Here is a 20183-nt window from a genome sequence, read left to right on the forward strand (position 1 = left end):
GACCCCCGGACAATACGGGCGGGCATACGGGCGGGCATACGGGCCCGCCCGGTTTTGTTTTACTCAGATACGTTCAAGCGCAATGACCGTATCAATGACCGAGCCCTTTTCACCCTTGGGACCGGTCGCCATGCGTTCGAAATTATCCACCGTGACGGTTTTCCACCGGCTCATATCAAGCCCCAGCGCATCGCGTGCCTGTGCAGGTGTCGGGAACACCATGTCTTCGGGGGCCGATGACCATGATGGACGTGATCCGTGGGTGGTAATCAGCAACAAGCCGTTTGTCGCAACCTGTTGTGCTGCCCGGTTCAAAATCCTGTCGCGGGCAAATTCCAGCGGTGATTGCAGGAATTGCGCGGTTACCAGATCAAAAGTGCCGTCTGGCAGGCTTGTATCCAGATCATGGGCCACGAAGGTAATATTATCCTGCACGCCACTTCGCAGAGCATTGGCCCGCGCATAGCCCAGTGCCGTTTCCGAAATATCGACAGCTGTCACTTGCCACCCGCCTTTTGCCAGCCAGACGGCGTCATCGCCCTTGCCACAACCAAGTTCAAGTGCGCGCCCCACCGGGCGACCGGCAACAAACCGCTCAAGAACAGCAGACGGCTTGCCGCTGGTTTGCGGGGACTGCTTTTCATAGGTTTCTTCCCAAAAGGTTCTGGCGTCCATTTTGGGATCAACATTGGGATCAAATTTCATCGGGGTTCTCTTGATAAAGTCGGGGGATATCCGTGATTGCGAATCACGTAACATTAAAAGTTACATGATTCGTCACATCTGTCAATTTCATGTATCTTTGATTGTTACATGTGATAAAAATGACAAAACATCTGATCGACAAACAGGACCGCCTTCATGCGTCAGGACAACCGCCTGCCCCGGGTTTTGCATGCGCTTTTGCATCTGAGCGACATGAAAGACCCCGCCACATCCGAACAACTGGCCGGGATGCTCAATACCAATGCCGCCGTTGTCCGGCGGACAATGGCGGGGCTGCGTGATCAGGGGATACTAACATCCATCAAGGGCCATGGCGGCGGCTGGCAACTGGCACGGCCGCTGGAAAAGATCACACTGGCGGAAATTTATCAGGCGCTGGGCGCACCGACCCTTTTTGCCCTTGGCTGCGGGGACGAAGAGTCTCAATGCTTGATGGAAAAGGCGGCCAATACGGCGACCGCGCGCGCATTGCAATTGGCGTCCGAGACATTCATCACCGCACTATCATCGGTCACCATGGCCGATCTGGCCGTTGATTTTGAAAAGCGGCTGGCGGAATTGGGATTAAGTCCGGATAACCTGCATCATTTTGCTGACCAGCACCACTGAGTCAGCGCAGGCTGCCAAAGAATTCCTTCAGAAGGGTTGCGGCCTCCACCTCGCCAATCCCGCCGTAAACTTCGGGGCGGTGATGACAGCTTGAACTTTCAAACACGCGCGGGCCGTGATCAACCCCGCCGCCCTTGGGGTCGTAAGCCCCGAAATAGACACGCCGAAGGCGGGCAAATGAAATGGCGGTTGCGCACATCGGACAGGGTTCCAGCGTGACATAAAGATCGCAATTGGGAAGACGTGGCTCACCCTTGGCCCCGGCGGCGGCCCGGATCACCAGAATTTCGGCATGGGCCGTGGGATCGTTCATTTCTTCGGTCAGGTTTCCGGCGCGCGCCAGAACTTCGCCGGTATCGGCATCAACCAGAACCGCCCCGACCGGTACTTCGCCGCGACGTGCGGCTGCGCGGGCTTCTTCAAGAGCCATGTCCATATAGCTGTCTGCGCTCATAGTCTTTCCATCCCGATGATCGAACCAGTGACAGACCAGCGTCATCCCTGCCGGGTCCGGTCTTTTAGTTTGTTTCAGGACATTTGGTCCTTTTTGGGTTCATGACATTGTCCTATCACTCCACAGGGTCGGTCAAGCCATGATCACCGGCATTGGTGGATCAACACACCCTTGCCCGCCTGCGCAGAACGCATAGACTGTCGGCGTGAATTGCCGTTGCCCTTCACGGGTTAGAAAGGTAGTTTCCGCCAAACTTGTTTCGCCATCCCGTCACCAGCATCAAGGTTCGCATCGTCATGACCACGCGCAAGCCGATCATTGGCATTACACTCGATTCCGAAGAACCGGGCGGATATTCCAAATTCCCGTGGTATGCGCTGCGTGAAAACTATGCCGGTGCGGTCACGGCTGCCGGTGGCATTCCCATGCCCCTGCCCCATGAAATTGAACTGGTGCCGGACCTGCTTGATCTGATTGACGGGCTGGTGGTGACCGGTGGCGCGTTTGATGTTGATCCCAGCCTGTTTGGCGCGACCGAAAAACATGACACGGTTGTCACCAAGGATCGACGCACCAAATTTGAATGGGCGATGGCCGAAGGTGCGCTTAAACGCGACATGCCGGTTCTGGGTATTTGCGGCGGGCAGCAGCTTTTGAACGTTATTCTGGGCGGATCATTGATCCAGCATATCCCAGACGCGATCGAAAACTGCCTTCCCCACGAACAGCCAAACCCGCGCGACGAGGCCGGTCATGACGTCACGGTCGAGCCCGATACGCTTCTGGCGAAAATCGTTGGCGATGCCAAAACACTGTCGGTCAATTCCGCCCACCATCAGGCGGTTGATGGAGTTGGCCCGGATGTGATCATCAATTCCTATGCGCCTGATGGTGTGATCGAAGGAATTGAACATCCGAAATACCGCTATTGTCTCGGGGTCCAGTGGCATCCCGAATTTCATATCAGCTCGGGCGATGCCAAAATCTTTGACGCCCTGATTGCCGAGGCCCGCAAATGAGCGACAAAAACGACACCCAGAACGACAACAAACCCGAACGCATTGCCAAACGCATTGCGCGATCCGGTGTCTGTTCCCGGCGCGACGCCGAACGCATGATCGCCGAAGGTCTGGTGCGCCTGAATGGCAAAAAGCTTGATAGCCCCGCCGTAACGGTCACCGACGAGGACGAGATCATTGTCGATGGCAAGCCATTGCCGGAAAAGGAAAAGCCGCGCCTGTGGCGACTGTTTAAAAAGCGCGGGCTGGTCACCAGCCACCGCGATGAACAGGGCCGCGATACGGTATTTGAACATCTGCCAAGCTATGTGCCGCGTGTGATTTCGGTTGGTCGTCTTGACCTTAATTCCGAAGGGTTGCTGTTGCTGACCAATGACGGGGAACTTGCCCGTTATCTGGAACTTCCGGCAACCGGATGGGCGCGCCGGTACCGTGTGCGCGTGCATGGGCGGATCGAGGAAGAAAAACTTAAACAGCTTGAAGAAGGCATCACGGTTGATGGCGTCCATTACGGATCGATCCAGGCCGAAGTCGACGTTCAGAAAGGCACCAATGCCTGGATGACCGTCACCCTTCGCGAAGGCAAGAACCGTGAAATCCGCCGGGTGATGGAGCATCTGGGCTGGCCGGTAACGCGCCTGATGCGCGTATCCTACGGCCCGTTCCAGTTGGGCAGTCTGGCCCCGGGCGAGTGCGAGGAAATCACCGGCAAGGTAATGAAAGAACAGCTTGCCGCGTTCTTCCGCGGTGATTACAGCAAGGTTTCAGAAAAGAAATCGGTTGCCCGTGGCGGCACCGGTCGCCCGAAGGCACCGCGTACCGTATTTGGCCAACCCGCCCAGCGCAAACGCCCGCAAGGCAATCAGGGTGGCCCGGCAGGCACCACCCAGAACACCAGTGATGGTGAGGATGCGCGCGACAACCGCGCGGCTTCCCGCCCAAGTTCCGGTGCCGCCCGCAAGGGTCCGCGCATCGGTGCGGCCCCGCGTCCGGGTGGACGCGGCAAACCCGCCGCCCAGAATACCCGCCCGGAACGCGAAGAGCGTGATGAACGCGGTGCTGCACGCCCGACCAACAAGGGTCGCGGTCGTTACGGCACCGGCGGCAAGGCCGGTGCACCCGATGACCGCAACGGCCCCGGCAACGGGCGCGGGCGCGGGCGCGGCCGTGGTACCGGTTCTGGTGCCGGTGCGGACAATCGATCGAATGCAGGTGCAGGCGGTGGTCGTTCAGGCAACCGTTCGGGTGGCAACTTCAACGATGTCAGCAACAAGCCGGTCGGTCGTTCAGGTGCACGCGGCGGCAAGCCCGCATCATCGGGCAATTCCGCACCGGGTCGCAAACCCGCAGGCAACCGCCCGCGCGGCAAAAAGGACTGACCATAATGCGGATTGTTGGCGGAAGTCATCGTGGACGGGTTTTGAACGCGCCTGAAGGGCGCGACACCCGCCCGACCCTTGATCGTGTGCGCGAGGCGCTTTTTAACATCCTGTCGCACGCATCACGCTGGTACGAGGATGACTTCCACCCGCTTTATGACGGTGTGGTGCTTGATGCCTATGCCGGGTCTGGCGCCTTGGGTCTTGAGGCCCTTTCGCGCGGGGCGTCAAAGGCCGTGTTCTTTGACACCGACCGCAAGGCCATCGCCATTGTCGAGCAGAATATTGACACCCTGAAGGTCGGCAATCAGGCCAAGGCACAGCGCGCGGATGCTACAAAACCGCCCCGCGCCATCGAACCGGCCAGCATGGTTTTCCTTGATCCGCCCTATGGCAAGGATTTGCTCGAACCCAGCATCACCGCCCTTGCCGCTGCCGGATGGATTGATGCCAATACCCTGATCATTGCCGAACGTGATCCCCGTGATCCGCAAATCGGCCTTGCCGGGTTTGAACTTTGTGATTCACGCAAATATGGCCGCTGCCAGATTGATATCGGCCGCATGGCAGGCTGATCATCGCCCAAACGCGACTTACGCGACTTACAAGTGCGATTTACAAGCCTGATTGAAATGATCGCGCAGATCAGCCATTCCCACCCGCCTGCTGCCAGATTGCGCAATTTGTGATACCGTTCAGACAGCATTTAAACGGTTGATGATCATGAAAGCCCTGTCGACACCCGCCCCGGACAAGGAATTTGGACGCCTGTTGCGCCAATGGCGCCGCATGAGCGACATCAAACAATCGCGTCTGGCCGATATTCTGGGTGTTACACAGGCAACCGTTTCGCGCTGGGAAAACGGGACACAGCGCCCCGCCCCGCTGCAATATGACCTGATCCATCAGATGATGACGCGCAAACGCAATTTCCGTCTTGATCATGCGATCAAGCGGCTGGTCACCCATTCCAGCCAGCGGGTCCACCTGATCGAGGACCGGTCCCACAGACTGCTATGCGCATCTCATGCCCGTGCCCATGAATGGCAGCGCGACTGCACCGAACTGCTTGGCACATCGCTTTGGCGGTTTGCCACGCCGGAAATCGCGAATGCGGAAAAAAGCCTGCATGACATGGGATGGCACGAAGATCAGGCCGATCATCTGACCTTCGAGACATCCCGACGGGACGGTGCGCCGATGCGCATCGTTGACAGCTTCATCCTGTGGGAACGTTTTTTCCTGTCGGATGGAACGGCGGTGCGCCTGACCACCGGCTATGACCAGGCACCGAACCACATCTAATCTGGTTCGACTTTCCCATCCGCACGCATATTTCATACGTGGTCACCGGCCCCCGATTTCGGGTAGTCATAGCGACACCGGAATTGCCGTGCATTTGAAGTGCCGTGCATTTCCGGCGATCTGCCATTTCAAACCATAAAAAACACCACCTGACGGAAACGCCACATGCCACCGATATTCGCCATCATCATTCTGTATGGATTGGGATTGACTGCATCCATGCAGGTTGGCCTGATCGGGCCGATTGCCCCCGATTTGCGGGCGGGCTTTGGCCTTAGCCAGGCGGAATTCGGTCTTGTTGCATCCCTGATCACCGCGGCCGGGGCACTTGCCGCCATTCCAACCGGTGTCTGGGCTGCGCGCGCCGGTTTGCGCAAATCACTGGTCCTGGGCGGGCTTATGATGATTGCCGGTGCCGTGATCTTCGCCACGGCCAATGCGACGCCACTTCTTTATGCCGGGCGGCTGGTGACATCGATCGGCTATTTGCTGATTGTGGTCGGTGCGCCAAGCTGGATGGCGGGTTTTGACAATCCGAAAATGGTCGCCATGGCCATGAGCATCTGGGGCACCTTTATTCCGGTGGGCATTGCATTGGGCAACTGGATCAGTGCGGCGATGGTTGTGTGGCTGGACTGGCGTCTGGCGGTTGCGGCCTGCACGGTTCCTGTTCTTGTTTTATTGCCGCTTCTGGCATTGATGGAAAAACCGCCCACCGCGACCGTACGCAAATCCCTTGGCAGCGGGGTGATGGGGGTTCTGAAATCACGTTCTGCACTGAAAGTCGCGCTGACATTTTCCGCCTTTGCCGGGGCAACATCCGCAGCCCTCGCCTTCATGCCGGCAATGATGGTCGACAATCTTGATATCGGGATCGCACCGGCAGCCGGGATCATCGGAACGACCGCGATTGTCGGCAATATTATTGGCAGTATCGGTGCGGGCGTGGCCCTTGGCCGTCAGGTTGCCGGGCGGCGCATTCTGATCGCGTTTTTGCCGATGATGGCAGCCGCCATCGCGACCTTGTTTGTCAGCACCGACATGGCAATCAGCCTGATCGCGCTGGTGATTTTCAATATCGGTCAGGGGGCGGTTGCCGGCACCTGTTTTGCCCTGTTGCCGGCCATCGCCAAGGACGGTCTTTCGATGCCCGCCCTTCAGGGGATGCTGGCCCAGTTTGCCGAGATTTTTGTGGTCATTGTCCCACCGCTTACCGGGGCCATGATTGATTTCAATGGCTGGGGTGGTGCGGCGGTGATCCTTGCCGGTTTCTATTTTGCAGGCTTCATGATCTCGGCGATCAGGTCCCCCATACGCCGCGTAACCGCCTGACCTATACGATACGATGACTTGACCTATCCTGCGAAGCAGGCGACCCTCCAATCCCCTCAATCAAAGAGGCAATGACACACAGGGCAGGGAAGCGGGATGCAGTTGATCAAGGCCATCTTTATCGGAACGATATTGATTGGCCTGTCTGTTGTTGCCGCGTTCTTTATCTGGCTTGCGCCGGTCGGTGCGGCCTATAGCGCAAAGATCATGTGTTCGGCGATTTTTGTGAACGGATTGCCATCCAGCCGTGCGCGCGATGAAGACGTTCTTGCCGACAATAATGCGTTGCTGTCGCTGATCACCACCAATGTCGATCTGCGCAACCAGACGGTCAGCGCCCATGCTTTCGGTTTCCGGAAACGGTTTGCGGTTTATCGTCCGAATCTGGGCTGTACGCTGGCCGATGATCAGGCCCATATTGCGCGCCTGCGCAATTCGACACCGGTGATCAAACCGATTGCCGCCAAGCCGCTTCTGACCACAAGCCTACCGGCCGAAGTCGACCGCCGCGCATTGAACAATATCCTGTTTGATGTCATGGACGAACCCGGTGTCCGCCCCGAACGGCGCACGCGCGCGGTACTGATCCTGTATCGCGGCAAGGTCATTGCCGAACGATATGCCGACGGCATTACCGCACAGACGCCGCTTCCGGGATGGTCGATGACCAAAAGTGTCTGGAACACCGTTCTGGGCCGCATGCAGAACGAAGGCATGATGCCCGACATTCATGATCCGGTTCTGATCAATGAATGGCAGGCGCAGACAAATGATCCGCGCGCGGCCATTACCTATGACCAGTTGCTTCGGATGCGCAGTGGCATTGAATTTAGCGAATCCTACTGGAACCCGCTTTCCGATGTGGTGCAGATGCTGTTCGTCCAGCCGGCCGCCGCGGGCTATGCTGTGTCCAAACAGTTGCAACACAGCCCGGGTGAAGTCTTTGCCTATAATTCCGGGGCATCAAACATTCTGTCGGCTGCTGTTCGCAATCTGAGCGGATCACGCAGCACATATCTTGCCCGTCCGACCGAACTTTTGTTCAGGCCGCTTGGCATGAAAAGTGCGGTGATCGAAACCGATCCCGAAGGATATTTCATCGCATCAAGCTTCATGCATGCAACGGCGCGTGACTGGGCCAAGATCGGCCAGCTTTATCTTCAGGATGGCGTCTGGGAAGGACAGCGTTTGCTGCCCGAAGGCTGGGTCGATTACACCAGCAGCCCGGATGAAAGTGACCCCGACGGCATTTACGGGGCGCATTGGTGGCTTGATCTGCCCGGCGACCGTGATGACGAAGGCAACCCGCGAAACGGCATCGCCGAATTGCCCGATGATGCGTTCTTTGCACTTGGCCATGATGGCCAGTCACTTAGCGTCATCCCGTCCAAGGAACTGGTCATCGTGCGGCTTGGCGTTACCCGCAAGCGCGAAGCATTCAGCCTGCGCAATTTCGTATCCGATATCAGCAACCTGTTTCCCGATGCCCCGACCGCATCGCAAAACAGTCCGGACGGCGAAGACATCCAGGATGCCACCGGGCCCAGCACTGATTGATTAGCATCGATTGATTTGTGGGGGCCGAATCACGGCTAGAAGAACCAACCGGATTCAGATCCTAGGCCAGCAGCGCCACAACATACCCGGCACCTGCCCCGATCCCGACCAGCGCCCAGACCGGCATGATCCGCCATTGCAAAACAACAAAGGCGATCGCGACACAGCCGATATCAAACATGTCATGGATTGCACCGGTCCAGATCGGGTCATAAAGAACCGCCGCCAGCAACCCAACCACCGCGGCATTAACGCCCAGCAACCCGGCCCGCATCGCGCCGACATGCCGCACCCGGTCCCAGAACGGCAACAGCCCGACAACAAGCAACCAGGCCGGCAAAAAGATCGCCACCAGGGTAATCATCGACGTCACCGCACTGATCACGATGCCGCCATCCATGGTCGACCCGTTATGCAAGGCAGCACCAAGATATGCCGCAAAGGTAAAGATCGGCCCGGGAACCGCCTGGGTCGCGCCATAACCGGCAAGGAAGGTCTGTGTATCGACCCAGCCCGGATCGACCACAGCATTTTCTAGAAGCGGCAAGACAACATGCCCGCCGCCAAATACCAGCGCCCCGCTGCGATAAAATCCGTCAATCACCGCAAACAGCCCGCTTTGATCAAAATGGGCTGCCAGTGGCAAAATGACCAAAAGGGCAAAGAAACAGCAAAGTGCGACAATCGCCCCGGTGGCCGAACGGGGGGCCATCGGCGCCATCGGATGGTCATCGACCTTGGCGCGCAGCATCACAAAACCGGCCAGCATCCCGCCCAGAATGACCGCAAATTGCGCTAAGACCGTGCTGCTTGCGATCATGATGGCGGCGGCAACAATGGCCAGAACCGCACGCGCAATATCGGGACACAGGCTTCGTGCCATGCCAAACAAGGCATGAGCAACCACGCCCACCGCCACCAGCTTGAGACCGCGCAGAACCCCGTCAACCGATGCCAGATCAAACCCGACAAACGCCATGCCAAGAACCGCCAGCACAATGGCCGACGGCATCGTAAAACCAAGCCAGGCCACAAGGGATCCGCGCACACCACCAAGCGCCATGCCGATCCCCATGCCAACCTGTGAACTGGCCGGTCCGGGTGCGAACTGACACAGTGCAACCAGATCGGCATAGGCCGCATCACTTAGCCATTTGCGCCGGGCGACGAATTCTTCGCGGAAATAACCGATATGGGCGACCGGCCCGCCAAAGCTGGTCAACCCAAGGCGCAGGAAAATCATGAAAATCTGCCACAGCCCCACACCGTTTTCCGGCAGTGAATCAGGTGAAACAGATGACACCGGCGCAGGGTCAAAGTCAGGGTCAGCGTAAGGGTTTGTCATGTTGTCAGACATTGCGGGTTATTGCCCCATGATCACGTTCGTCAGGATCGTTTTGCCTGAACTTACGCAACCGGGCAGCACCTGCAAAGTCAAAAGCAGCCCCCTGCCCGTTCGTCATCAAACCATAATAAAACCCCTGCCACCGGCTTGATGCGGTGACAGGGGCAAGATCAAAGCGCCAGACCGGAAATCCGGGTTTTAGCGGAATGCCGGTTCGTCGAGCGAACGCAATTTGCGTGAATGCAGCTGATTGACGTCCTGACGCAGGGTATCGATGGTATCGAGACCAACCTGAAGATGCTGACCGATCCGCTGGCGATAGAAATTGTTGGCCATGCCCGGCAGTTTCAGTTCGCCATGGACCGGTTTGTCGGAAACACACAGAAGCGTGCCATAGGGCACACGGAACCGAAAACCGTTGGCAGCAATCGTCGCACTTTCCATATCCACGGCAATTGCGCGTGACTGGTTCAGACGGCCGAACAGTTCGCTATAACGCAGTTCCCAGTTACGGTTATCCGTGGTTGCCACCGTGCCGGTTCGCATGCGTGCCTTCATCTCGCGACCCTTGAGACCGGTGATTTTGGCAACCGAGTCGGCAAGCGCGACCTGTACTTCGGCAATCGGCGGGACCGGAATCCACAAGGGCAAATCCGAATCCAGAACATGGTCGTCACGCACATAACCATGGGCCAGCACATAGTCACCAAGCAACTGACTGCGCCGCAGCCCCGCACAGTGACCAAGCATCAACCAGCAATGCGGACGCAACACGGCAATATGATCCGTTGCCGTTTTTGCATTGGACGGCCCGACACCGATATTGACCAGCGTCACACCAAGCCCGTCTTCGCGGATCAGATGATAGGACGGCATTTGCGGCAGTTGCTTGACCGCCTCGCCCGATTCCTGCCAACCCGCCGGGGCGTCTTTGCGCACATGGACCTTCGGCCCCGGTTCGACAAAGGCGACATAGGGGCTTTGTGGATCTTCGAGCTGCAATTTGGCAAATTCGATGAATTCATCGACATAGCGCTGATAGTTGGTGAACAGCACGAACTTCTGGAAATGTTCCGGTGCAGTCGCCGTGTAATGGCGCAAGCGTGCCAGTGAATAATCAACACGTTCCCCGGAAAACAGCGACAGCGGTTTGGGGCCGTCACTGTTGCCGTAATGCACGCCATTGGCGATATCATCATCGGTACGGGCCAGATCGGGCATGTCAAAGATCAGCTGCATCGACCGGATATCGGTCGGACCGATACTGTCGGTTGCCGATTCGACCAGGAATGGCAGCGGGATCGGGCGATCAGACACACCAACCACAACAGGCACGTCGTGGTTCTTAAGCAGAAGTTCGATCTGCTCGCGGTAATATTCTTCAAACAGGTCAGGACGGGTCAGCGTCGTGCCGTAAATTCCCGGGTCGCGTGGTGCGCCGAACGAAAGCGTGCTTTCGACATGCAGCTTTTCCGGCGGCACTTCGATGCCAAGATACGGGTAATAGGCGCGTACGGGGGATGATTGCTGACCTTGACCGAAACGGTTAAAGGCCTCCTGGACGGCATTGGAACCGGTCGCATAAATATCCTTGATGCGCGCAAGTGCCTTGTCAGCGTCAGTGAATTCAAACAGATCGCGTACCGATCCGTGTACTCCAGAAACCATAATGGATGCTCCTTTTTGTTATTGTTGTTTCAGAACCCCTGTCTGATCAAGGTGCGTGAAATCACGCCCGATCAATTACAAAGGCCCTTGGAGCGAGAGATTTATCACCGCCCGCCCGCCTTCTGACAACCGAAAACTTTTTCATCCCGTTCTATCCCTGGGTGAATATCCTGAAATACAGGGAACCGGCTGTGCCGAAACAACCCGCTTTTCCGGCGGTTTCAGATGCTTATGACTTATATGTCGGATTTATTTTCAAGAATTCCAAATGACAGTTTTGATGCGCGGCCCATAACAAGGCCGGTCTCAAATAGTCTGCGCACCGGTGACTTTATCGCGGGTGCCGGAATCCGGGCAAAAAAAGTGCCGAAACCGGGGGACGGTTTCGGCAATTTCAGGGAGGTGCCTTAGACGTTGAGGGAAAAGACGGTCAACCCTGATGTGAGTTTTATATGACCATTGGTCATTAATGTCAATTTTAATCGACGCGTAGCATCCATTCGCCTGACGCATATCTCATGCTAATATATCGGCGTCTTCGGCGATCTCTTGCAGGTATTCAAGCCTGCGCTTCGCGCCCTGATCAAATGCCCACGAGTCACCTAGATGGGTCATTTTCAAGTCACTTACAATTCTGGCGGCACGCGGGTCACTTTGGACCAGGCTTTCGATTTCGTGTTTCTCTTCGTCGTCCTGAAGTGTCCCGCGTACATAGCCAAGAATGTGCTCCTTGCCATATATCGCAAGAACCGGGCTCATATTATGCGGCCTCTGAGACGTAGCGTGACGCGTGCTCGCGCGCTTCGATTCGACCGACCGACGCACGCAGTTTGCGGCGTGCACGTCCAACACGCGATTTCACGGTACCAATTTCAACAGACATCTGATCGGCAGCATCCTGATAGGATACTTCTTCAACAGCGGTCAGCAGGATGGCCTGGCGTTCCTGTTCGGGCAATTCTTCAAGAACACGGTCGGCATCACGCAATTGCAGACGCGCCATCTGGTTGCTGCCATGACCATACACATCACCAAGATCATCCCAGTCGACCTGCGGGCCGCGGGTTTTTTCACGGCGCTTGCTGGAAATAAAGGTGTTGAACAGGATCCGGTGCAACCAGGCCTTAAGGCTCGTGCCTTCTTCGAACTGGTCCTTCTTGCTGATGGCTTTCAACAAAGTGTCCTGAACCAGATCCTGCGCAAGATCGGTGCTGCCGGTCAGGCGATATGCATGACGGCGCAGTGCTGGCACATGGTCTTCGATTTCGTTCATCACTTGAGTAGACATCACAACCTCCTTGTTCGGATGAACTTACCGTAACAAAAGAAAATGAAATTTAAAGTAAAATCGTATAGTTAACTTAGGCAATACAATGAACAAACAGCACATACACAACATTATCAAAACACATATCTGACACAATGTAGTTAAGTGCATCACGTTACATTATTTACCGCCTGTGATTACTTTACATTACTTACATCACTGCTCGAACTTACCGAGAGTCAGCAAGATGGTTGTCTTATGGAGGAAACGGAGGTAACGTAAGTTACTCCAAAATTTTTGAATGCCTTGATTTTCAATGGCTTCAGGGGCTAATTAAAGCTCCTGAAATTGACAGGAAACCCCACGTGCCAACGCCGAAAAGAACAGAAAAGCTCCAGATCATGCTGGATGACGAGGAGCTTAAGGTCATTGATGACTGGCGCTTCGATCATCGAATGCCAACGCGTGCCGCCGCAATCCGTGAATTGATCCGCCGCGGTCTTATCGCCGAGGACGTCGAAGAACCGGAGACAGAGGGCAAAAGCACGACAGATTTTCGTGTTGAGCCGGAATAAAACAAATCTTCCATGAAAAAGGCCCGTCAAAAGCGGGCCTTTTTCATATCTATTTTTTCCCAATACAGGACTTATTTTCCGGGAACGGAAATGTTTTTGGGTTTCTTTCCTTCGAAAATGCGGGCGATTCCCGCGCCGAATCCCAAAACCAGTGCCCACAATCCGTAATATCGCAAGGCCCGCGATATCGTGATGGCAATCAGAAAAAGCCAGACCGGATAGGACGCGGCCCCGGCTGCCAATGCGGCAATCTGCATGGGAACGGGTGTGACACTGACCAGAAAGACCAGCCAGAACCCGCCATCTTCGAATTTTGCCTGAAGTTCATCAAACTGTTGCTGACTGCCCATCATGTCAATCAGGGGCTGGGCCAGGTCATCAAACAATGCCCAGGCCAGGAAATAAAGCCCGACCGCGCCGGCCACACTGCCAGCCAAGGTCACCGTGGCGACGATAAAGCCGCGTGCACGCGATGCCGCCATCACCGGGGCAATCACGATTTCAATCGGGATCGGGATAATGGTTGTCTCAAGAAACGACGCCCCGGCAATACCGGCCAGCCCCTTGCGCCCGGCGGCAAGTTTTGCCAGCCGTTCCTGGGCTGCACGGAAAAAATCCCCGAGCCGTCCGAAAGAACGATTTTGATCGCTTTTCAAGATGATGTCCTTCCTGCCGCACAAAAAAGAACAGCCCGCCCAAAACGGGCGGGCTGTCACCCTCGGACGTCAATCGCCGAGTTCAGGTTGTGACGTCTTATTCGGCGGTCTGACTGTCCGAGATGGCTTTCTGCGCATTTTCAAGTGCGTTCAGCGTATCGCGTTTGACGTCTTCCCACGTATCTGCCGATGCGTCCTTGGCCGATGCCATGGCATCGCTCAACTCGTCGGTAGCGCTATCCCAGGCTTCTGCCAGTTCATCAACAGCGTCTTCGCTGTCATCTTTCACACGGGCAGACACGTCGTCATACTGATCCCCAAGCTGGTCGGATTTTTCATCGACCCACGCCAGGAAATCTTCTTTCTGTTCAAAGGTGAAGTCTTTGGCTTCTTCATACTGGGCCGCAATCTTGTCGCCCAGCTTGTTGGCGTCCGACTTCATTGCATCATCGGTCTTGATCGTGCCCGATGCGTCGGTGGCATTCGCCGAACCGGCATAGGCCGGAACCGCAACACCCATCGACATAAGTACAGTACCAATCATCAGCGTTTTCTTGCTCAACATCACAACCTCCTTATTCATAATAGGCAGCACAATTACTTGCGCGCTGCTTACATTGACAAACGGATGGTGCAAAAGAATGTTCCAATTATGGTGATTTTATTTCATGGAACTTTTGAAAAAGGCCAACGTTTATATGGTCAAAGCGGCCCCGCCAAATCGCAATAAGGCACATGACATATATATCGTGCCAATGCGGGGGCGCCTCAAAACCAAAGGAGTTTTAAAATGGCACATAGCAGTATGCAGACCGTTGCAAAGGAATTTCCCGTCGAAACCGGCGTGAACCGCAAGGATCGCCGCGAACTGGCCACGATGCTGACCCAGATCATTGGCTCGTCGCACGTACTCTATGCCAAAATGCGCGGTGTTCACTGGAACGTGGTCGGCCCGGCCTTCTATTCGCTGCATAAAATGACCGAAGAGCAGTATGAAGACCTGCATGCCGCCATTGACGATATGGCCGAACGTATTCGCGCCATCGGCTTTGCTGCACCGACAGGCCTTAAGGAAATGATGGAAAATTCTGTCATTTCTGATCAGGATAAGCTGCTTGAAACCAATGACATGGTTGCGGAGCTTGTTGATGACCACGAAAAAATGGCCCGCCTGATCCGTGACGGCGTTGCCGCAGCCGAGGAAGTCGATGACGTAAAAACCGCCGATCTTCTGACCGAACGTATCGGTGTGCATGAAGAAGCAGCCTGGATGCTGCGCGCAACGATTTCCTGATACATATATTATGAACCGGCGCCATCAGGCGCCGGTTCGCCCCCGCCCCTCTCATCTTGTGAAAGTCCATTGCCGTGAAAAGTTCCGATCTGACCGGTAAGGTACATTTGCTGTTAACCCGCAAAAAGTTGCCTGATGACTGGCGTACCAATGGCGCAGAACCCCTGCGCACCGTGTTCGAAGATGCCGGTTATCAGACCGATCTTACGCTGTGTGACAATCCGGATGATATTTGCAAACACCTCAAATCCACTGCCAAACCCGGTGACATTGTCGCTGTGGGTGGCGGGGATGGCACCATCAATGCGGTTCTTGAAACCGTGATTGAAACCGGCACCGTTCTGATCCCCGTACCGCTTGGCACGGCAAACGACTTTGCACGGACCCTTGGCCTGCCCGATGATCTGGTTGATGCCGCGCGCGCTGCCATTCACGGTCAGATCAGGATGCTGGATGTCGGGCGGGTCAATGACCACAGCTTTATCAATGCGGCCAGCATCGGTGTTCCGGCCGATGCGCGCAAACGGATCAATCCCGATCTTAAGCGCACCCTGGGCGCAATCAGCTATGCCGTTGCCAACTGGCAAAGCTGGCACGAAATGGATCCGCTGGATCTGACGATTACCTGCGGCGATGAGAAGCCGCAAAAAATGAAGCTGCGCCAGCTGACCATTACCAATGGCCGGTATTTTGGCGGCGGCCTGCGCCCGAGCGAGTCCAAAAGCCCGGAAGACGGTCTTTTGCACATGTTTGCCATTCGCGACAGTGTGGATACGCTTAGTGGTCTTGATATCGCCGCCGAACTTTTATTTGGCTCGGTCGATAACAGCAGCTATGCGCTGACCATGGAGTGCGACGACATCACGATCGAGGGCGAAGAAGGCGCGCCGATCCTTGCCGATGGTGAAATCATCGGCAAATTGCCGGCCCGCTTTACCCTGCGCGCCGGTGCGCTGCCGGTTTTCGCCCCGAACAGCTATGTCGCTGAAGAAAACCGCAATCGCAGCGACATGCCCGAAACCATCGACCAGCAAAATGAAATCAATGATGTCGTGCGCGACACGGTTGATTTCACCTTGCGCCTTGAAGCCATCCTGCCGGTTGTTCATGACGGTCAGCTCAAATCGCTTTGTCATGACAGCACGCGCACATTGCGCGACCTGTATCGTCAGCTGGAATTAAGCTTGCGGCCATTCGGGATCACCGCACCGTCACCCGATCCGGATTTGCACAGCCTTGAAGAACTTCGGGACCGTGTGATGGAGTGGCTGTTTGACAATGCCGACCAGCGCCTTGCAAACGGGCTTGATCACCGTGCAAAGGAACTTGCAGCCGAACTGAACCATCTTGACCAGAATGCATTGCCAGATGACCTGAAAAAGCCGATTGCGACCCTGACACAGGAAATCGCAAATTTCCGAAAGTCGATCGGCTACATCATCGCTAAATTCTGACGCAAAAAGGCAGCCCCAAGGGGCTGCTTTTTGATTTGGGAAACAGTGCGGTTAAATCAGTCCGAAAGCCCGGCCAGACTGCGGGCGAATGATTTGGCTTCGAACGGACGCAGATCTTCGGCCGCTTCGCCAACGCCAATGGCGTGAACAGGCTTGCCGAATTTTTCAGCCAGCGCGACGACAACGCCGCCCTTGGCCGTGCCATCAAGTTTGGTCACGATCAGCCCCGAGACATCGGTCGCCTCGCCAAAGGTTTCGACTTGTGAATGGGCGTTCTGACCGGTCGTTGCATCAAGCACCAGAAGCGTGTCATGCGGCGCACTGTCATCACGTTTCTTGATCACGCGGACGATCTTTTTAAGCTCATCCATCAGATGTGCCTTGTTCTGAAGACGACCGGCGGTATCAATCAGCAACAGGTCGTAACCTTCGCGCTGGGCCTGATCGATCGCGTCAAAGGCAAGGCCCGCGGCATCCGCGCCGGTATCGCGCGCAATCACCGGGCAATCGGTGCGTTCGCCCCAGACCTTAAGCTGCTCGACCGCGGCGGCACGGAATGTATCGCCCGCCGCCATCATGACCTTGAGCCCCTGATCCTTATAGGTCTTGGCAAGTTTGCCGATCGTTGTGGTCTTGCCCGACCCGTTGACCCCGACAACAAGAACCACATGCGGCTTCTTGGTCGCGTCAATAACCAGTGGTCTGGCAACCGGATCAAGGATTTTGGCGACTTCGTCGGCGATGAATTCCTGGATTTCGGCGGAATCAACTTCCTTGTCGAAACGGGTCTTGGCCAGTTCCGCGCTCAGCTTTGCAGCGGTCGTAACACCCAGATCCGATGTAATCAGAAGATCTTCGAATTCTTCAAGCGCATCGTCGTCAAGACGGCGCTTGGTGAAGATATCGGCAATCCCGGTGGTCAGTTTTGAGGAGGACCGCTTCAGCCCGTCTTTCAGGCGGCTAAACCAGCTTTTCTTCCCCTCTTCACTCATCCCACAAGCTCCGCTATCAGTTTTCCATCTTCAAGGCCGGTTACCTTGGCCTTGGCTATTGAGCCCGGTTCTATCACGCGATCAAGCAGAACGGGAGCAAAATGCTCGGTATGGCCGGTATTTTCCTTTTCGACCAACACATTCTCGATCATGCCGATGCGTGATTGCAGGAATTTGTTGAGCTGAATATCACCTGCTTCGCGCAGTGCACTTGCCCGTTCCTTGCGCAGGTCTTTGGGCACCTGGGGCATCCGTGCCGCCGGGGTCCCCGGACGTGCGGAATACGGGAAGACATGCAGATAAATCAGACCGCACTCATCCACCAGACGCAGGGTGTTATCCGCCATTTCGTCAGTTTCGGTCGGGAAACCGGCAATGATATCGGCACCGAATGTCACATCCGGGCGCAATTGGCGAACTTTTTGACAGAAATCGACCACATCCTGACGCAGATGGCGGCGTTTCATGCGTTTGAGCACCATGTCATCGCCTGCCTGCAAGCTGATATGCATATGCGGCATCAGACGCGGTTCGGTTTCGATCAGACGAAACAGGTCTTCGTCCACCTCGACCGGGTCAATTGATGAAATGCGCAAACGCGGCAGTTCGGGCACCTGTGCCAGAAGTCGGCGCGACATCTGGCCCAATGTCGGCTGCCCCGGAAGATCATGCCCATAGGACGTGATATCAACCCCGGTCAGGACGACTTCGCCATACCCGTTGGCGACCAGTTCGCGCACCTGGCTGACAATTTCACCCATCGGCACAGAACGCGAATTTCCACGACCATAAGGGATAATGCAGAAGGTGCAGCGGTGATCACAGCCGTTTTGAACCTGTACGAAGGCGCGTGCGCGGCCCTCGAACCCCGAGACCAGATGACTTGCCGTTTCTTCGACCGACATGATGTCATTGACGACAACGCGTTCATGTTCGGGCATCAGGAACGTTTCGGCCTTCATCTTGGCGTCATTGCCAAAGATGCGGTCGATCTCGGTCATTTTGGCGAATTTGTCGGGATTGACCTGAACAGCGCACCCGGTCACGAAGATCTTGGCATCGGGGTTTTCCCGGCGCAGGCGGCGGATGCTTTGCCGTGCCTGACGTTCGGCCTCGGTCGTGACCGCACAGGTATTGATAATGATCGCATCATCAAGGCCGGCATTTTTGGCATGGTCGCGCATCACCTCGGATTCATAGGTGTTCAGGCGACATCCAAATGTAACTACGCGCGGCTCTTTGGTGCTTTGCATTCTGCGATCTGTTGTTGGTTCGGGAAACTCTGCGCCTGCGCAACATTGTTGATGACTGCAAGTGCGGAACGCCCGGCACAGTCATCAGACCATGCCGGGCGCTGGTTACATACGCTTTTGAACGCTTCAATGCAAGTCTGCCACCGTCATGGCACACATGCATTGAAGTGCAAAACCACGCCCATTGCCCCAATCGACAGTAGAACTCGTGTCACTCGGCGGCGAAATTCCGGTTCCGGCCATTCTTCTTGGCGCGATAAAGGGCACTGTCGGCACGATCAATCAGCTTTGCCCCGCCTTCATTGGCGATATATTCCGCAGCCCCGACCGAAATGGTCATCTGGCCATAGGATGTCCCGGAACTCTTGGCCTTGATTTCGCGTGCGGCGATGCGTTTGCTCATATCTTCGGCCAGCGCCATGGCATCGCCAAGCGGGGTCTGGGGCAGCAGGATGGCAAATTCATCACCGCCATAACGCGCAACAATGTCGCGCCCCTTGATATTGGCCTTCAGCATCGAGGCAATCAGAACCAGAATTTCATCCCCGATGCGATGCCCGAACCGGTCATTGACCGATTTGAACTGATCAAGATCGACCATCATCACACAAAACGGCTCGGGATGATCAGATGCATCATATTCCGCCGCCAGCAAGGTCAGCTGTTCTTCGAAATACATGCGGTTGGACACCCGCGTCAGGCCGTCGGTATAGGATCGCTCGCGGGTTTCATCGAGTTCACGCTGCAACATGGCAACGCGGCTCAGATAGCTATCAAGGCGCTTGTGCAAACCGTCGATCGTTTGGCGCATCTGATCGGTTTGATCGATGACCTCGGTCAGGATCGGACTTAGTTCACGGTGATCCTTAAGGGTCGCAAGTGACCGGCCAAGAAGATCGCCATATTTGCCAAGACCGGCACGCGCCGCACTCAGACATTCGTCGCTGTTTTCCACCAGCTCGGAAAAGTCTTCCATGCCACGTTGCAGGAAATCGGCAGCCTGACGGTCAAAGATATAACGGTAATAAAGCTGAAGCAGGGTGTCTTCGGCAAGTTGGTCGCCGCTGGCCTGGACCGCATCAATGACGCGCAAGATTTCGGGATTTTCTTCGGCGAAATAGACGAACCATACATGGTACAGCTCTGGCGTGGGGCGCAGGCCGCGCTCGCGCAGAGCCCTTAAAGTCGCATCCGCATATTCCCAGTGACGGGTTATCTGTTGGTCCGTCGTCGTCACCACGGTTGCTCCGGCTCGTTTTCGGTAATCATGTCAATGCACTACGCCAGAACGGCGTAAA

21 protein-coding genes are annotated in these 20183 nt (G+C 55.9%); 10 read left to right on the forward strand and 11 right to left on the reverse strand.

Going from position 1 to position 20183, the window contains the following annotated elements; genetic code table 11:
- Positions 1-63: 63 nt before the first annotated feature.
- Positions 64-705, reverse strand: coding sequence for a bifunctional 2-polyprenyl-6-hydroxyphenol methylase/3-demethylubiquinol 3-O-methyltransferase UbiG (locus AUQ42_RS01995; protein ID WP_068517279.1), 642 nt, complete (start codon positions 703-705; stop codon positions 64-66).
- A 156-nt stretch (positions 706-861) separates the two neighbouring features.
- On the opposite strand from AUQ42_RS01995, the gene AUQ42_RS02000 reads away from it, so the two are divergent.
- A complete protein-coding gene (locus AUQ42_RS02000) occupies positions 862-1335 on the forward strand; it encodes an Rrf2 family transcriptional regulator (protein ID WP_068517280.1) in 474 nt (157 codons plus the stop codon).
- 1 nt (position 1336) lies between these two features.
- Here AUQ42_RS02000 and AUQ42_RS02005 read toward each other — a convergent pair whose 3' ends face one another.
- Positions 1337-1789, reverse strand: a complete 453-nt coding sequence (locus AUQ42_RS02005) for a nucleoside deaminase (protein WP_068517281.1) — start codon at positions 1787-1789, stop codon at positions 1337-1339.
- A gap of 296 nt (positions 1790-2085) precedes the next feature.
- Between AUQ42_RS02005 and AUQ42_RS02010 the strand changes: the two genes are divergently transcribed.
- The 6 genes from AUQ42_RS02010 (at position 2086) to AUQ42_RS02035 (ending at position 8381) form a co-directional block, all read left to right on the forward strand.
- Complete coding sequence (locus AUQ42_RS02010; RefSeq protein WP_068517311.1) at positions 2086-2808, forward strand: gamma-glutamyl-gamma-aminobutyrate hydrolase family protein; 723 nt, start codon at positions 2086-2088, stop codon at positions 2806-2808.
- Entirely contained in the window at positions 2805-4187 is a 1383-nt protein-coding gene (locus AUQ42_RS16085) for a pseudouridine synthase (RefSeq protein WP_068517282.1), read from the forward strand. Before AUQ42_RS02010 ends, AUQ42_RS16085 begins: the two co-directional genes overlap by 4 nt.
- A gap of 5 nt (positions 4188-4192) precedes the next feature.
- A complete protein-coding gene (rsmD, locus tag AUQ42_RS02020; protein ID WP_068517283.1) occupies positions 4193-4762 on the forward strand; it encodes a 16S rRNA (guanine(966)-N(2))-methyltransferase RsmD in 570 nt (189 codons plus the stop codon).
- A gap of 148 nt (positions 4763-4910) precedes the next feature.
- Positions 4911-5492, forward strand: a complete 582-nt coding sequence (locus AUQ42_RS02025; RefSeq protein ID WP_068517312.1) for a helix-turn-helix domain-containing protein — start codon at positions 4911-4913, stop codon at positions 5490-5492.
- 165 nt (positions 5493-5657) lie between these two features.
- On the forward strand, positions 5658-6824 hold the full coding sequence (locus tag AUQ42_RS02030; protein WP_068517284.1) for a CynX/NimT family MFS transporter: 1167 nt from the start codon (positions 5658-5660) through the stop codon (positions 6822-6824).
- Between the two features lie 96 nt (positions 6825-6920).
- Entirely contained in the window at positions 6921-8381 is a 1461-nt protein-coding gene (locus AUQ42_RS02035) for a serine hydrolase (RefSeq protein ID WP_068517285.1), read from the forward strand.
- A gap of 61 nt (positions 8382-8442) precedes the next feature.
- On the opposite strand, the gene chrA is transcribed toward AUQ42_RS02035, so the two are convergent.
- The 4 genes from chrA to AUQ42_RS02055 all read right to left on the reverse strand — a co-directional run bounded on the left by chrA (position 8443) and on the right by AUQ42_RS02055 (position 12682).
- Positions 8443-9624, reverse strand: coding sequence for a chromate efflux transporter (chrA, locus tag AUQ42_RS02040; RefSeq protein ID WP_068517313.1), 1182 nt, complete (start codon positions 9622-9624; stop codon positions 8443-8445).
- Positions 9625-9924: 300 nt separating this feature from the next.
- Positions 9925-11394, reverse strand: a complete 1470-nt coding sequence (locus AUQ42_RS02045) for an AMP nucleosidase (RefSeq protein ID WP_068517286.1) — start codon at positions 11392-11394, stop codon at positions 9925-9927.
- Between the two features lie 516 nt (positions 11395-11910).
- The gene (locus tag AUQ42_RS02050; protein ID WP_068517287.1) at positions 11911-12153 is read right to left on the reverse strand and encodes a hypothetical protein; all 243 of its coding nucleotides are present in this window, start codon (positions 12151-12153) and stop codon (positions 11911-11913) included.
- A gap of 1 nt (position 12154) precedes the next feature.
- The gene (locus AUQ42_RS02055) at positions 12155-12682 is read right to left on the reverse strand and encodes an RNA polymerase sigma factor (RefSeq protein ID WP_068517288.1); all 528 of its coding nucleotides are present in this window, start codon (positions 12680-12682) and stop codon (positions 12155-12157) included.
- A 344-nt stretch (positions 12683-13026) separates the two neighbouring features.
- On the opposite strand from AUQ42_RS02055, the gene AUQ42_RS02060 reads away from it, so the two are divergent.
- A complete protein-coding gene (locus tag AUQ42_RS02060) occupies positions 13027-13236 on the forward strand; it encodes a hypothetical protein (protein ID WP_068517289.1) in 210 nt (69 codons plus the stop codon).
- Positions 13237-13307: 71 nt separating this feature from the next.
- Here AUQ42_RS02060 and AUQ42_RS02065 read toward each other — a convergent pair whose 3' ends face one another.
- Positions 13308-13892, reverse strand: coding sequence for a YqaA family protein (locus AUQ42_RS02065; protein ID WP_101248172.1), 585 nt, complete (start codon positions 13890-13892; stop codon positions 13308-13310).
- 97 nt (positions 13893-13989) lie between these two features.
- On the reverse strand, positions 13990-14457 hold the full coding sequence (locus tag AUQ42_RS02070; RefSeq protein WP_068517315.1) for a hypothetical protein: 468 nt from the start codon (positions 14455-14457) through the stop codon (positions 13990-13992).
- Between the two features lie 225 nt (positions 14458-14682).
- On the opposite strand from AUQ42_RS02070, the gene AUQ42_RS02075 reads away from it, so the two are divergent.
- Entirely contained in the window at positions 14683-15186 is a 504-nt protein-coding gene (locus tag AUQ42_RS02075; RefSeq protein WP_068517290.1) for a Dps family protein, read from the forward strand.
- Positions 15187-15260: 74 nt separating this feature from the next.
- Positions 15261-16640 carry a diacylglycerol kinase family protein gene (locus AUQ42_RS02080; RefSeq protein ID WP_068517291.1) on the forward strand — a complete coding sequence of 460 codons (1380 nt, stop codon included), beginning with the start codon at positions 15261-15263 and terminating at the stop codon, positions 16638-16640.
- Between the two features lie 56 nt (positions 16641-16696).
- On the opposite strand, the gene ftsY is transcribed toward AUQ42_RS02080, so the two are convergent.
- The 3 genes from ftsY to AUQ42_RS02095 all read right to left on the reverse strand — a co-directional run bounded on the left by ftsY (position 16697) and on the right by AUQ42_RS02095 (position 20122).
- Positions 16697-17632 (reverse strand): signal recognition particle-docking protein FtsY, encoded by a 936-nt coding sequence (gene ftsY / locus AUQ42_RS02085; protein WP_068517292.1) that lies wholly within the window; start codon positions 17630-17632, stop codon positions 16697-16699.
- Positions 17629-18885, reverse strand: coding sequence for a tRNA (N(6)-L-threonylcarbamoyladenosine(37)-C(2))-methylthiotransferase MtaB (gene mtaB, locus AUQ42_RS02090; protein WP_068517293.1), 1257 nt, complete (start codon positions 18883-18885; stop codon positions 17629-17631). The genes ftsY and mtaB overlap by 4 nt, the downstream gene beginning before the upstream one ends.
- Positions 18886-19096: 211 nt before the next feature.
- The gene (locus AUQ42_RS02095) at positions 19097-20122 is read right to left on the reverse strand and encodes a GGDEF domain-containing protein (protein WP_068517294.1); all 1026 of its coding nucleotides are present in this window, start codon (positions 20120-20122) and stop codon (positions 19097-19099) included.
- Between the last annotated feature and the right edge of the window lie 61 nt (positions 20123-20183).

This window comes from Thalassospira sp. MCCC 1A02491, from assembly GCF_001613785.1.
Classification (GTDB): Bacteria; Pseudomonadota; Alphaproteobacteria; order Rhodospirillales; family Thalassospiraceae; genus Thalassospira; species Thalassospira povalilytica.